This is a genomic window from Acinetobacter sp. GW821-FHT01E09 (assembly GCF_059422385.1).
This window is the reverse complement of the sequence record NZ_JBWKWU010000001.1, coordinates 2619453-2635034: the sequence shown is the minus strand read 5'-3', so window position 1 is coordinate 2635034 and position 15582 is coordinate 2619453. Positions and strand designations below refer to the sequence as shown.

Here is a 15582-nt window from a genome sequence, read left to right as displayed (position 1 = left end):
GCATCCATCTTTTATTCTGTAATCTTCGCGAGTTTACGAGATTTATGGTCGACTACATCCCAAACATAGAAGGCAGCAGAAACGACTAATGCATAGGCAAAAAATTCAGGTTTTAAATTGCCTTGAATGAGTCCATGAATAAACAGAGTCACTAAAAGTGCAAGTGTTGTACTTAGATAGATGACCAGTTTTGTATTTGTCTTCAAAGAATTAATGAAGACTTGCTTATTGAAATGTATTGATAACATCCCCATTCCTCCTGTCTGCTCGACAAAAACCACATTGTTTTAGTCTGGATTGGTTTATTCAGTTGTACCATATCTAATTATTATTTCAAGAGCAAATAGCTCTATTATTCAAAATAATTATGACATATTTATTACAAGTGATGATTATTTTATAAAAAAAGAAAATATAAGTGATTTTTTTGATAAATGATGTAATTGTTGTTGAAGTAGTGTGAGCTAGTTATCAAAATAAAATACAATAACTGAATAGGTCTTGAAAGTATTTTCGACTAAAGTTGATAAAAATTATGCAATATTTATGCAAAAATCGAAAAAAATGACTATTTTTTCAAAATAATTCAATTTTGGCATGGAGAACGGTTCACTCATTCAAAAAAAGCAACAACGCGACTGAATTTATCTTTGTTGAATTAAAATTAAGTTTTAGTATTTTTAGCCAAATGTTTTTTATACATAGCGCAAAGCTTGATTTGATCTATTCAGGTGCATTGATCACATGTTTGAAGCACTAAGATGGATCAAACAACGCTTTAAAAATTGTGTCGCAAACAATAACGGCCTGTGGGGTAAACATGACAATTATTGATCACTGTTAAAATAAGATTTGGGTAAAATCAAATTTTAAGGATGATAATTAAAAAGCTTTATTTTTTAACTTTATCAATTACGACACAGATGATTAACACGATCAATGATGGGATCACCCATGCAAGATTCTGTTCATTTAACGGTAAGTTTTGAATCATCAAAGGTAAGCTGTCTTTAAAGCTTGTGACTTTAATTCCTTCAATAAGACCAAATAAAAATGCAACGCCAGTAACAGGTGCGATAACCGTGGTTGGGTTATTGAATTTACCCCAAAAGAAGCTCAATAGAATGACCACAATTGCGGGTGGGTAAATTGCACTGAGTACGGGAACTGAAAAAGCAATCAGTTTGGTTAAACCTAGATTTGAAATCACCAATGAAAACAACACCAAAATAACCACTAAAACTTTATATGGAATTTTTGTCAGTTCAGAGAAGTATTCAGCACATGCGCAGGTTAAACCAATCGCAGTAACCATACATGCAATAAAAATCAAAGCTGTCAGGAATAAAGAGCCTAAGTCACCAAAAGCATGTTGAACATAAGCATGCAGGATCACTGCGCCATTTTCAGCATTTGGAGCAGCATCATGACTGCCTAAACCAAGTTTAAATAAGCTGAGATAAACCAGCGTTAAACCTACACCAGAAATCAAACTTGCAATAATGGCATATTTGGTTACGAGCTTTTTATCTGTGACACCACGAGAGTGGATTGCATGAATAATCACAATACCGAAAACCAAAGCGCCTAAAGTATCCATGGTTAAATAACCATTTACAAAACCTTCAGAAACAGGGCTGGTAGCGTAATTGTTGATCGCAGGAGAAATTGAACCAGTCGGGATCAGAAATGCTGCAATACCTAAAATTGCCAGTGCAATAATTTTTAGCGGCGCAAGAATATGACCCACTGTATCCAATAATTTATTTGGATAAAGAGAAACTAAAGTCACAAATGCAAAATAGATAACGCTATAAATGAATAATGCTGTACCACCATTTCCAAAGTATGAGGAAAACCCAATTTCATAAGAAACAGTTGCAGTACGAGGTGTAGCAAATAATGGCCCAACCGAGAGATAACACACTACAGTCAATATTAAACTTGCAACTTTACCTAAAGGCGAGCTTAAAATCGCAATAGAACCTTCAGTTTTAGAAAGTGCCATAATGGTAATAACAGGTAAGCCTACAGCTGTGACTAGAAAACCTAGCGCTGCGAGCCATACATGTTCACCGGCTTGTTGAGCAACAATGGGTGGAAAAATAATATTACCTGCCCCAATAAATAAGGCAAAGGTCATAAAACCTAAAGCAATAATATCCTTTGTACGGAGATTAGTCATAAACTGTGGTTGAAAAAGCAAAACAGCGATTTTAGTAGAAATAGCTTATTTTTTGTATTTTATTTTATGGATAATATTCCCGTTTTTTATAAATTTTAACCAATTAGTCATATTGATTATATTTATGTGGATGATTCACAGTTAATTTTCAAAAATTGAAAAAATCAAAATTTTCAAAAAATATAGAATAGATAAAATCATCATATGGAAAGATTATACTTATTCTAAAATTTATGTGTTTGATTTTGCATTTTTATTGAATAAGATAGGCGGTAAATTGCCCTAAACGTATTGAAAAGGCATATAATATTTTTTCACTTTTGCGGACAGATCCAATGAAAGCTTCTACAGTCACCATTAAAACCGAACAAGACCTTGAAAAATTAAGAGTGTCGGGGCGTTTAGCTGCTCAAGTTTTAGCAATGATTGGTGAATATGTGGAGCCAGGGGTGACGACTGAGTATTTAGACGATATTTGCAATGATTTTATTGTCAATACGCTGAAAGTGATCCCTGCAAATATTGGATATTATGGTTATACCAAAACCACCTGTATTTCTCCAAATGAAGTGGTCTGTCACGGTATCCCATCAAAACACAAGGTTTTAAATGATGGCGATATTATCAATATCGATGTTGCGATTATCAAAGATGGTTATTTTGGTGATACCAGCCGTATGTACTATGTAGGTACAGTTAAACCTGAAGCGAAAAGACTGGTTGAAACGACTTATGAGGCAATGGTGGCTGGGATTCATATGGTCAAACCCGGTGCAACACTCGGGGATATTGGCCATGCGATCCAACAAGTTGGGCAACGTGAAGGTTATACGATCGTTCGTGAATATTGTGGTCATGGGATTGGTAAGATTTATCATGAGCAACCTAACGTATTACATTATGGTCAACCAGGACAGGGCTTAGTGCTTAAAAAGGGTATGGTTTTTACCATTGAACCAATGATTAATGCGGGGAAATCGAGTGTCAAAGAGCTGAAAGATGGCTGGACTGTGGTTACTGCGGATAAGTCATTGTCAGCACAATGGGAACATATGGTTGCTGTCACAGATACAGGATTTGAATTGCTTACACCTTGGCCTGAAGGCACTGGCAACTACCCTGAAATTTAATCTTTAGACTTTGGTCTAATGTATGAATTATGATCGGCGATTTATTGTTTTTTTATCTTTAAAAATGAGATTTTTCTCACTTTATTTACTGGAAATGTGGTTCTTTTAAGGGGTATTTTCGGTTAAGAAATATTCAATAAGTGTTTTTAAGTATTGGTCTAAATATTAACCAATCGCTAAGATAGCTTCCAGATTTTCGCTGTAGTTTCTATTGTTGTTTCAAGCTTTCTAGCTTACCCATCCTAGGGTAAGCTTTTTTTTGTCTATCGCTTCTCGATTTGCTTTGATTCGACGATTGAAAATTTAAAATAAGATGAATGAGCCTCCATTCATCTTATTGATCAGAATGCTATTTTTTAAGTTTAAAGTTTAAAATAAACGAAACAGCGAATCCAAATAGGAGTCCCCAAAATGCGGAACCAATCCCAAAAAACTGAACACCTGATGCACTGAATAAGAAGGTGAGCAGTGCGGCTTCACGATCTTTGACTTCATGAAATGCAATCGCAATATTATGGCTAATCGTACCAAACAAGGCGATCCCCGCTAATGCCACAATAAAAAGATGTGGAAAAGACATCAATAGACTTGTCAATGTTGCCGCAAATAGCCCCATCAAAATATAAAAGAAACCACAGCTCATGCCAGCAATATAGCGCTTCGCAGGGTCTGGGTGAACTTGGTCATCCAGACTGACTGCAGCACTGATTGCAGCAATATTCACGGTATAACAGCCAAATGGTGCAAGCAAAGTCTGCGCTGTACCTGTCCAACCAATAAGTTGGTTAACATGGGGTTTATAGCCATAACTTTTAATCATCGCAATCCCTGGTAAATACTGAGATGCCATATTGATTACAAATAAAGGCAGTGCCAATCCGAGAATTGCAGACCATGTGAACTCAGGTGTCATCCATACTGGTTTTGCCAATCCCCACTGTAAGGTTGGAACATGAAACTCCATAAAAAATGGACAAATGATAATTCCTGCGATCACGGTAATCACAATACAATAACGAGCCCATAGCCGTTTAGTGATGATATAAACCGCCAAAAGGCTGAGAATAAATGCCCAGTCGTTTTGCATACTGGCAAATAGAGCAATACCAAACTTGAGTAATACACCTGCCAGCATGGCACTGGTCAAACTCTGAGGAATATACGAAATAATTTTTTCAAATATGCCTAAAAAGCCTAGCGTGGCAGTCAGTAAACCACTCACCAAGAAAGCACCAATGGCTTCATAGAGTGAGTAGCCGCTGGCAGTGGCAATGATGAGTGCAAGTGCAGCGGTTGACCATGAGGTAGCAACAGGATATTTGAATTTCCAAGAAAGAATTAACCCTGAAAGACCTATACCTAAACCGAGTGCCCAAAACCAAGAGGTAATTTGTTCAGGGTTTGCGCCAAGTAATTGAGCCGCTTGTATGACGAGTACAGCCGAAACACTGATACCAATTAAGAAGGTAATGAAACCTGCAAATACAGCAGGTATAGAGAAGTCTTGGAGTAACTTTTGCATGATCCCTTGCTTTTAAATTTGATTGAATGGTTGAAAATGCAACCATCATACATGGATCATTTTAAAGCTTATAGGGTTAATTGGAATTAAATAGCAAAAGGAAAAATAAAATTGAATAAATTCTCATTTTTGGAGAATTTGGCTTTTTAAAAATTAAAACAGTTTAGTCGAAAGTAATTTATACTTACTTATAAAGATTAGATATTGCCTTGAATAGAAAGCGCAGTTTATCCAAAAGAACGATCCAAAAAGAATGCTTTAATCGGGAGATTTATTTAGCTAAAGCAGCTTACATCGTTGAAACAGCAAGCTTTATTCCAAAAGCACAGAACAGTAAGCCTACACAAGCAACACAACCTGCAGCAATTTTGTAGCGTGTATTAAAAAAAGTGGCGAGTTTAACGCCTGAGAAGATCAAGATCGTCAAATAACTCATACTGATGATTTGCAGAATCACTGAAAGTGCCGCAAAACTTAAAGCAGGGTAAGGGTAATCAGGATTGACAAACTGAACAAAGAACGAGAGATAAAATAAAATTGCTTTTGGGTTGAGTAAGCTGATGGTGAGTGCTGTTCGAAATGGATGAAATTGTTCGTTAGTTGCAGTATTCGATGTATTTGTTTGCAGCGTTTGTGGTTTGCTCTGCCAAGTTTTGATACTTGCGATCAGTAAACGAATACCGAGATAAGACAGATAGCTTGCACCAACAACTTTGAGAATGATAAATAACCAAGGAAAGGCATGTAGTAGAGAGGCAGCACCTAAAACAGTGCAGAGAATCAGGATTAAATCTCCTGTAAAGACGCCTAAAGCACCGATATAGCCCGTTTTAATTCCAAATCGAGAGGCAATTGACATCACATACAATGAGTTAGGACCGGGTAAAATGACGATAAAAATAGTCCCTAGTATATATGTCACAATATCGGTAATACCAAACACAACATTCTCACTGTATAAGAAAAGCGAAATAAAAAAGCCGAGCGTTTATGATAACAAACTCGGCTTTAGAGTGTGAGCGATTTTAGTGCAATTTTAACCAAAAGCGCATCTACAATTTAGATTTATATAAATCATTCTAAATACATAGATTAGTCAATAAAATCAGCATCTAGGCCAAAAGATTGACGCAATAATAATGCAAGTTGTTCACGCGCTTTGATAAAACCGTCAATCCCGCTTTGCAATAACTGGAATGCCATTAAATCAGCTTCCAATTGTTGTTTAAATTCAGCTTTAGAGATCTCTTGATGTTCTTGAGACGTTTGTTCAGCATCTAAGCTGAGTTGAGAAACCACATGACGTTGATCATTGTTCAATTTTTCAAGTAGGCCCGGTGCAACGGTTAAAAGGTCGCAACCTGCTAAACCTAAAACTTGGTCAATGCTACGGAAGCTTGCGCCCATCACTTCAGTTTTGATTTGATGTTGCTTGTAGTAATGATAAATTTGTTTAACAGACAATACGCCTGGATCTTTCTCAATTGGATAGCTTTCTACATTTTCAGCTTTTTTAAACCAATCTAAAATACGACCGACAAATGGAGAAATCAAAGTCACATTGGCATCTGCACACGCTTTGGCTTGGTGTAAACCAAAAAGCAGGGTTAAGTTACAATGAATGCCTTCTGCTTCTAGCACTTTCGCTGCTTGAATACCTTCCCAAGTAGAAGCGATCTTGATCAGAATACGGTCTTGGTCGATCCCATATTCTTTATACAATGCAAGTAGCTCTTTGGCCTTGGCAATGGTTTCTTCGGTATTATAGGAAAGGGCTGCATCCACTTCTGTTGAAACACGACCTTCTACAATATTTAAAATTTCGACACCGAGTTTGACGGTGAGAATATCGATAGTGCGTTCAACGAGCGCATCTAATTCATAACCTTCTTTTTTTGCTTGAGCATAGGCATCTTCTATCAGCTCACGACTTTCAGGCTGTTGTGCTGCTGCTGTAATGAGTGAAGGGTTCGTCGTTGCATCCAAAGGGCGAAATTGTTGAATTGCGTTTAAATCACCTGTATCAGCAACGATAGTGGTTAAGCGTTTTAATTGATCTAATGCAGATTGTGTCATTACCGATTATTTCTTAGTTAAATTATTTGTGATTTATTTATAACACAATGCGATTTGAGCAAAACAGCAAAATGTACTGAAAGGCCTATTATTTTGTATGAATTCTTTGATTTCGTATGTGATTAATCAAAAAACGAGCAGCTGAGCCTAAATTGCTCTCACGACTCCAGACTAAGTCGACAAAATATTCAAATTTTGGTGTGAAATCGAGCAAATCTAAGATTTTTAACTTATGTTTAAGCTCAGGATTTTCATTAAACATTTCTAAGGGAAGAACACCCCAACCCAGTTCTTTTAAAATTAAGGCACATGCTGAGTGGTGATTGTCTGTACGCCAATAGTTTTTAGAATAGAGCAGTTCGGGTTTAATGGTTCGATCACGACTTGCCACGACAATTTGTCTGGACTGTAGGATTTGTTCAAAAGTAACTTGTTTATGTGCAGACAATGGATGGTGAATAGCTGAAACAGGAACCAAGGCTTCTTTTTTAAATTCAACAAATTGCTCACGACTTTCAAGTATTTCACGTTCAAACATCAATGCCAGTTGTGCCGTCTGATTCATCAGCATTTTCAGCGCATCTTCTTGTGGTGCTGAGAAGATATTAATTTCTAAAGTTGGAAAATGCTCTCCCAGCAGTGCAATGTATTCAGCCCAGTCTGTATGCAGTAATTCTGAAACCACCACGATATTTAATGAGGATTCCAAGCCTTCGCTAAGTGCAATCGCTTGTTGTTTCCACTGATTCATTTCTACCAGTAGTTGTTCAGTTTTTTCATATAAGCGTTGAGCTTGAGGTGTAGGGATTGGTTCACGTCCCACACGATTAAAGAGTTTTAGATTTAAGTCTATTTCCAAGTTGGCGATAGACATACTGACAGCGGAGGGGACTTTGCCAAGCTGTCGGGCTGCTGCTGAAAATGAACCTGTTTCCATCACCGTTTTAAAGATGGTGAGTTGTTCTTGGTTAATATTCATGCGCTGGGCACCATTATGTTTAGTTTTTCAGTCATTAAATTTACCCCAATTCACGCAACCTTTCAATAAAATTGAAAGAACCTGACTCGATTGATCAATATTATAAAAATATAATGCATCCATCGAATCAAGAAAGAGTAGTTTTAAATGATGATTTCCAAAAGAAGGGTTATTCATGCATTAAGCTATGAAGTCATCCTGTTGGTGATCATAGCGATTGCATTAAGTTTTATTTTTGAAGTGCCAATGGAAGTTACCGGTGTATTAGGTGTTGCGATGGCCGTGACTTCAGTGGTTTGGAATATGGTGTTTAACCATTTCTTTGAACAATTTGAACGTAAGAGAAAACTTAAACGTACCATTGGTGTTCGTATTTTACATGCTATTGGTTTTGAGGGTGGTTTAATGTTAGCCACGATTCCAATGGTTGCTTACGCAATGGATATGTCTTTGTGGCAAGCAATTTTATTGGATTTCGGAATGACCACCTGTATTTTGGTGTATACCTTTATTTTCCAATGGTGTTATGACTTGATTGAAGAGCGTATGGGGGCAAAGCCTGTACATTCTTAATTAAGCCTGCAATGCATTTATTTTAAATTTTAGTGAAAATTTCAAATGTGTTGCGATAGAGATCTTCTTAGTTTTATTGAAAACTAAGAGGATCTTTTTTTATAAAAATTTAATTGAATAAATAACATATAATTAAAATAGATTTTAAATAATGCATAAACACTGGATAAAACATAATCAATAAAGATAAAACCCGTTACACGATCACAGCTCAGTTTAAACAAACTTTTGCAAAAGATAATTGGAATTCAATTTGTTTTGTAAAATTGTTCGCCTACAATAGTGACTGTTAACATTTCATAAATGGCTTGCGTTGTCGCAAACATAGAAGAAGTGTCAACAGACCCTAATAAATTCAAAATATGTAAGAGATGGATTGAGGCAAATATGGTGCAGACAGTTCAGGAGCAGCTGCCACATAGACACCAGCTTGCTGCTCAAGAATTACTTCAGGTTTCAGCAAATTTAAATAAGATTTATCTTGATCAATTTGACTATTTGTCCGAGATTACTGCGCACAACTTTTTCCAGTTTGATCCACAGCAGCATAAATTCAGTCTGGCAAATCAGTTACTCAATATCTACTTTGATGAAGAAAAGGGTTTAATTTTTGATTTAAATTTTGAAAAGTTACCGCGTTGTTTAGAAAATAAAATCAATATCAATCGTTTTGTTCAATATTTCTCAGAAAATATTTATTTTTATACAACAAAATATCATGAGATACATCCAACTGATTTAAAGACCAAAGCCCAAATCATCCGCCAAACGCTGATTGAGCAGGTTTTCGAGTGGGTGGATGGTGAAAATCGGGTAGAGCAGTATTTATATAATATTAGTGAAGCAGATGCAGAGCGTATTGATCAAATTTTGCTGCACTATGAATATTTTGATTATCCCTATGTTTCTGATTTTGCCAAATATGGTAAAGCGATCCCTTTAAGTGTTGAAATTAATATTAAGCATTTAGTGCTGATTAATTCTGTATTGGGTCAAGAGTTTTTACCTATTCAGTCATTGGTACCTAAATTTCAACAGGCCATTTTTTCTTTAGATCAGTTTATTCCAGCGCATTATTTGCGTATATTAAAGATTTTCCACCCAGAAACATTACGCTTACACGAACTCAGTCAGTATTTTGCAAGTTATCAATTACTGGCTGTACATGCTCAAGAACAACCGCAAATGCTTGCTTATGCAAAATATATGAAACGGGGCTTTTGGCAATATCAGGATTTATTGAGCAAGCAGCACTTTTTACAAAAAGATGCTGAATATTGGGAACAGGATCAAGTTCCACAATTTCCAATTTGTAGCCTTAAGCGCACTGCAAATTGGCTATATAAACAAGATCAACAGGTCAATGATTGGATTAGTCGACATATGCAGGACCCTAATGTCAGGATTACCATCACTGCATTAAGTCTGATTGATACTTCAAAGATTTATCCTGAAGTCACTGTAAGTGTTTTAAAGTATTTTAAAAATATTGCAGCACGGCTATTTTTAATTGAATGTCATTCCTTTGCAATTACAAATGAATGGCAAAATAATCCAAAGAACAATCGTTATGGATTTTTAAAAACAGAGATTGAAAATAAGTCGAATAAGAAAACGATTTCTAATTCTTATTTATATATCGAAGAATGGCTAGATTTCGCTGCGCTGATGTTGGCGGATCAACCGCAGATGTATAAAAAAATATACCTTAAGATAAATCGTATCATTCAAGCATTTATGTTGTTTGTACAACATATTGCTCAGGGCTTGCCCAAGCAACTGATTAAATTTATTGATCCGCAACGACAACAACATGCTGAATTTTTTATTCAGTTGCAAAAGCACAATATAACAGTTGATGATTTCCGTAAAAAACTGAAACATATGCAGATCGGTCGTGCATCTAATCATAGTATTTACGACAGTTTTGTTTTGGACTATGTGATGCATTTATTTAATGATCATCACGATATTGAGCGAAATGTCACTTGGTCTGGTCTATATCAGCAAGCACAGCGTTGGCATCAACATCATTATTTTGTTGATACCTTATCGACACTTAAAGAAAAAATAGATGTAGAGCATTGGGATCGCATTGCACCAATGAAAAAGATTTATTTTGAAGAGTGGTGCTATGAGGAACTGAATAGCCTAAAACGAATTATTCAAGAGTCGTTGGTGTTTAAACACTGTTTGGCATTGTCCTATTGTGCGAGGATTGTCGATCGTGAATATGTGGCATTTCATGTATCGAAAATTGATAATACGACTCAGGAAATGACTTTAGGTTGTTATTATAAATTAGGACGTTTGGTCTTTGATCAATTGCGTTTACCCAATAATCATATTCCTGATGAGTTTTATATATTGAAAGCTCAAGCTTTTATTGAAGATGTAAATCAGCATTTAAAATGGAAAAGCAGTATTCAACCCAATGAAGAATTGGGAAACTTATAGTTTGACGCAGATCATTTTTGAATGAGCGACTTGGCTTTAATTCACTTTTCATGATGCATTTGGCTTAACTTTTTATGCAAAAATCGTTAGGCTATAGCCGTCCCATCCTGTTTAGGTAATTCAAGGCTGTTATGAAACAAGAAACTGCACTCAAACTTATGAAAGCGGGTGAAAATGTCTTTTTGACTGGATCTGCTGGTGCAGGAAAAACCTATACGCTTAATCAGTACATCAATTATTTAAAAGCACGCAAAGTCCCAGTTGCAATTACAGCATCTACAGGGATTGCAGCAACACATATGAATGGTATGACGATTCATACTTGGGCAGGCATTGGGATTAAAGATACGCTGACTGATGATGACTTAAAGCGTATGAAAGAGCGTAAATACTTAAAAGAGCATTTAGAAAATGCCCAAGTCTTGATCATTGATGAAATTTCAATGTTACATGCCAAACAGCTTAATTTAGTCAATCAAGTTTTAAAATATTTTAAAGAATCTGATGATGCTTTCGGTGGTATTCAAGTGATTGCAGCTGGGGATTTTTTTCAGCTGCCACCTGTAGGAAAAAATAGCGAACTAAATCGAGATAAATTTTGTTTTATGTCAACCGCTTGGGTTGAAGCAAAATTCCGTGTTTGTTACCTGACAGAGCAGCATCGTCAAGATGATTCGGCATTGAATGACGTACTCAATGCGATTCGTGCCCAGAATATTCAGCCACAGCATATTCAAGCGCTACAAGATACGCGTAATCAAGACATTGGTGATACCTACACGCGTTTATATACCCACAATATGGATGTAGATAGCATCAACTTTCAGCATCTCAATGCGATTGAAGGCGATGATCATCAATTTGTAGCGGTCACAGATGGTAATGAAAAGCTGATTGAGACATTGAAATCTTCTGTACGTGCACCTGATGAGTTGACGCTTAAAAAGCATGCCAAAGTCATGTTCGTTAAAAATAACTTCGATATGGGCTATATCAACGGTAGTTTAGGTGAAGTCATTGGATTTGAAGAAGACGATGAACTGGGGATGTTGCCTAAAGTCAAAATGACTGATGGTACAACCTTATTGGTTGCGCCAGAAACATGGTCTGTTGACAATGAAGGTGGTAAAACCATCGCCAGTCTACAACAAGTACCATTACGGTTAGCTTGGGCGATTACTATTCATAAATCGCAAGGGATGACCTTGGAAGCTGCGGAAATCAATTTAAGCCATACATTTGAAAAAGGTCAGGGCTATGTGGCTTTATCACGGCTTAAATCGATTCAGGGTTTAAGATTGTTAGGTTTTAATGATCAGGCATTGGAACTGGATAGTCTTGCAATTAAAGCAGATCGCCGTTTTCAAGAGTTATCCAATGAAGCCGAAGTGCATTATGCGGATTCAGATTTAACCACACAGCATAATGCCTTTATTCGTCATTGTGGTGGTACGTTAAATACCACTGAAATTGAACGTAATGAGAAGAAATTAGCGCGTAATAGTGGTAAAACCAATTATGCCTCGGCAACACTTGATGAAACACGTGAATTGTTTGAAAGTGGCTATGAGATTCAGGATATTGCGGTTGAACGTGGATTAACTCCTGCGACGATTATCAATCATTTGGCTCGTTTACATCGAGAGCAAGGTTTGGATATCTCGATTGCAAATCCTGGTGAAGAAGTTGTAGAAAAAATCCGTGTAATCTATAAAAAATTGAAGAAACGCCAAGATCCAAGTCATTTTAATGATGATGGTGCAATTAAGTTACGTCCAATCGTTGATTTAACCAGTCCAAAAATGGGCTATGATCAGGTACGTTTGGCACTGTTATTTGTTGAGTGATAGATGTTTTTAGTGATGAATTAATGGCTAAATTTGAGAAAAAGTTATTAAGTCCACGTTTAGCTATTTTGTCTAAATGCAAATATTCTAATAGTTATAATCTCTGCTTTCAGTTGTGCCCATTTTATTATGCGCATGAATTGATAGATTCAAATATTTCTTTTGAAGGGTTGGAGCTACCATCTCCACTTTTTAAAAGATTTGCTTGGGTTGACGTTGATTTTTGATGAAAATGAATGTGATGCATTTAATGGGTGTTTTACCATTAAAAGTATCCATAATCCTGTTGATTTATACCAATTGGCATTTATTGAAAGTCGTGACGGTTACCTAAAAGTGATTGCGAAAATCAAGATCGATTTTGAGTTTGAGCAATTTGATGATTTTGAAAATCTAGAATTGGTGATCAATGCTACTGTTGCGTCTCAGATCTTATGATTCAATCGTTTTAAGTTAAAAAGAATGAATTAACACAGATATTTATTGATGATTTTGTTAAAGTCTATCAATAGAATACAATAGATGTCGTGCTTTGAATGAGATAAAGAACCATAAAGCGCACTAGTCCAGAAATGTTTCATCTCATGGTTATTCTTATTCTAAAATTAAAGTGAATTTCAGCATCGTATAGCTGTGTAGTAAATTTGGATGCTATACTCGCACTTTAACTTCTTTCAAAACCAGCGCTTTTTTATGACACTTACGCCACCTTAAGTTTATTTACCTCTTCTAATCTGTAAATAACTCATCACTGTCTAGTGATGTGGTGTAGTCGTTTGTGTGTCGTATATCACATCACTAGCCTATCAAAAAATCAAAAAAATAGGCGCTATTTATGTTATCTAATATCCGAGAACAATGGTTCTCTAACATCCGTGGGGATGTACTTGCTGGACTTGTTGTGGGGCTTGCACTCATCCCTGAAGCTATCGCTTTTTCAATTATTGCTGGTGTAGATCCAAAAGTGGGTTTATATGCATCATTTTGTATCGCCGTCGTGATTTCGTTTGTTGGGGGACGTCCAGCAATGATTTCAGCAGCAACAGGCGCTATGGCATTGCTTATGGTCAGTTTAGTAAAAGAGCATGGCCTTGAATATTTACTTGCTGCAACAATTTTAACGGGTGTGATTCAAATATTTGCAGGCTATTTGAAGTTAGCGAAGTTAATGCGGTTTGTTTCTAAATCTGTAGTGATTGGCTTTGTGAATGCTTTAGCTATCTTAATTTTTATGGCTCAGTTGCCTGAATTTGTGAATGTGACTTGGCATGTTTATGCTTTGGTTGCATTAGGTTTGGTAATCATTTATTTATTTCCGCTCATTCCAAAATTAGGAAAAATACTGCCTTCACCGCTTGTGTGTATTATTGCAATTACGATATTGGCAATGAGTCTTGGAATTGATGTGCGAACAGTTGGGGATATGGGGGCTTTACCTGATACGCTTCCAATATTTTTACTTCCAGACATCCCTTTGAATGTTGAAACATTGAAGATTATCTTGCCGTATTCATTCGCATTAGCTGCAGTTGGCTTACTTGAATCTATGATGACAGCGACGATCGTGGATGAAATGACTGATACACCAAGTGATAAATATCAGGAATGTAAAGGGCAAGGGATCGCGAATATTGCATCTGGTTTTATGGGAGGAATGGCGGGTTGCGCAATGATCGGTCAATCTATGATTAATGTGAAATCAGGCGGTTTTTCTCGCTTATCAACATTCTCAGCGGGTATTTTTCTTCTTATTCTTGTTGTGTTTATTAGTGACTGGCTCAAAGTGATTCCAATGGCTGCATTGGTTGCTGTAATGATTATGGTCTCTATTAGTACCTTTGAATGGCGTTCTCTAACTCGCTTTAAAGCAAATCCTAAAAGTAGTAATGTTGTGATGATCGTGACCGTCATAGTGGTTGTGGCTACTCATAACCTCGCATTAGGTGTACTCAGTGGCGTTTTGCTTTCAGCGCTATTTCTTGCCATTAAATTAGAAGATGATATTCTGGTGAAGTCTGCTTTTGAAGGATCAGCACGTTTATATGATTTAAGCGGTCAGATTTTCTTTAGCTCTTCTGAAAAATTTATGCAAAGTTTTGACTTCAATGAGAAAATTTCAGATGTCATTATTGATTTGACTCACTCCCATATTTGGGATGTCACATCTGTTGCGATGTTGGATTCTGTTGTAAGCAAATTTCGTAAGAATGGAATCAACGTCACAGTACGTGGTTTAAATGAAGCGAGTTCAATTATGATCGATAAGTATGGCACACATGCCAGAATTTAAATTAAGGAGACTCTATATTTATGTAGAGTCTCTAAAATCGGTATAATCTTAATTATGCAAGTACTTCGTAATATGAATTAGCTAAGATTCATTTATGGAGTAATATGCCACAAATGCTAAAACTAAGTCAGCAAGAGAGAACGGTTTTAGCTTGTGGAATATTGATACAGCTGAAAAATATAATCAATGTAGTGTAAAAAAATAAAATGTTTGAAATAATTAAGATGCTAACTTAAGCCCAATGTCTTGTTTTTAAAAAAGATTCAAACTTAAAGTAATATTTACAGATTAAAATCAACGAAATATAGATTAGTATTTGATTTATCTCAAATTCCTTATCATTTAGAAAATTTAGTATTTGGAAGTAAATTTGTAGAGCTAAAAGTAAGCTAAAAAAAATAACACCTCTACGTCTTGCTTTTTCTTTTACAGTTCTCATAAATCTAAGCGCTAAAATGCTAATTTAGCGTTAATTTTACAGTTTTTTTATATGTTAATGCTATAATTCTGACCAATATCCAGT

General features: G+C 36.0%; 12 protein-coding genes. 6 read left to right on the top strand and 6 right to left on the bottom strand.

Annotated elements, in window-relative coordinates; translation table 11 throughout:
- Window positions 1–11: 11 nt before the first annotated feature.
- A complete protein-coding gene (locus tag AC07U8_RS12055) occupies window positions 12–248 on the bottom strand; it encodes a hypothetical protein (RefSeq protein WP_004719635.1) in 237 nt (78 codons plus the stop codon).
- Window positions 249–892: 644 nt separating this feature from the next.
- Window positions 893–2185, bottom strand: a complete 1293-nt coding sequence (gene brnQ / locus AC07U8_RS12050; RefSeq protein ID WP_004719637.1) for a branched-chain amino acid transport system II carrier protein — start codon at window positions 2183–2185, stop codon at window positions 893–895.
- A gap of 335 nt (window positions 2186–2520) precedes the next feature.
- On the opposite strand from brnQ, the gene map reads away from it, so the two are divergent.
- Window positions 2521–3315, top strand: a complete 795-nt coding sequence (map, locus tag AC07U8_RS12045; RefSeq protein ID WP_056511782.1) for a type I methionyl aminopeptidase — start codon at window positions 2521–2523, stop codon at window positions 3313–3315.
- Between the two features lie 349 nt (window positions 3316–3664).
- Here the strand turns inward: map and AC07U8_RS12040 are convergent, their stop codons facing one another.
- The 4 genes from AC07U8_RS12040 to aceR form a co-directional block, all read right to left on the bottom strand.
- The gene (locus AC07U8_RS12040) at window positions 3665–4837 is read right to left on the bottom strand and encodes a benzoate/H(+) symporter BenE family transporter (RefSeq protein ID WP_096734339.1); all 1173 of its coding nucleotides are present in this window, start codon (window positions 4835–4837) and stop codon (window positions 3665–3667) included.
- Between the two features lie 289 nt (window positions 4838–5126).
- Complete coding sequence (gene leuE, locus AC07U8_RS12035) at window positions 5127–5780, bottom strand: leucine efflux protein LeuE (RefSeq protein ID WP_105712446.1); 654 nt, start codon at window positions 5778–5780, stop codon at window positions 5127–5129.
- 149 nt (window positions 5781–5929) lie between these two features.
- Entirely contained in the window at window positions 5930–6913 is a 984-nt protein-coding gene (tal, locus tag AC07U8_RS12030) for a transaldolase (protein WP_315077364.1), read from the bottom strand.
- Between the two features lie 88 nt (window positions 6914–7001).
- On the bottom strand, window positions 7002–7892 hold the full coding sequence (gene aceR / locus AC07U8_RS12025; protein ID WP_034618362.1) for an HTH-type transcriptional regulator AceR: 891 nt from the start codon (window positions 7890–7892) through the stop codon (window positions 7002–7004).
- Between the two features lie 147 nt (window positions 7893–8039).
- On the opposite strand from aceR, the gene aceI reads away from it, so the two are divergent.
- The 5 genes from aceI to AC07U8_RS12000 all read left to right on the top strand — a co-directional run bounded on the left by aceI (window position 8040) and on the right by AC07U8_RS12000 (window position 15059).
- Window positions 8040–8465, top strand: a complete 426-nt coding sequence (gene aceI / locus AC07U8_RS12020; protein WP_004822192.1) for a chlorhexidine efflux PACE transporter AceI — start codon at window positions 8040–8042, stop codon at window positions 8463–8465.
- A gap of 387 nt (window positions 8466–8852) precedes the next feature.
- Window positions 8853–10922, top strand: a complete 2070-nt coding sequence (locus AC07U8_RS12015) for a hypothetical protein (RefSeq protein ID WP_494737944.1) — start codon at window positions 8853–8855, stop codon at window positions 10920–10922.
- A gap of 131 nt (window positions 10923–11053) precedes the next feature.
- Window positions 11054–12769, top strand: a complete 1716-nt coding sequence (locus AC07U8_RS12010; RefSeq protein ID WP_004822190.1) for an AAA family ATPase — start codon at window positions 11054–11056, stop codon at window positions 12767–12769.
- 210 nt (window positions 12770–12979) lie between these two features.
- Window positions 12980–13207: a hypothetical protein gene (locus AC07U8_RS12005; protein ID WP_494737943.1), complete on the top strand. Its 228-nt coding sequence runs from the start codon at window positions 12980–12982 to the stop codon at window positions 13205–13207.
- A gap of 397 nt (window positions 13208–13604) precedes the next feature.
- Window positions 13605–15059: a SulP family inorganic anion transporter gene (locus tag AC07U8_RS12000; RefSeq protein ID WP_494737942.1), complete on the top strand. Its 1455-nt coding sequence runs from the start codon at window positions 13605–13607 to the stop codon at window positions 15057–15059.
- Window positions 15060–15582 lie beyond the last annotated feature (523 nt).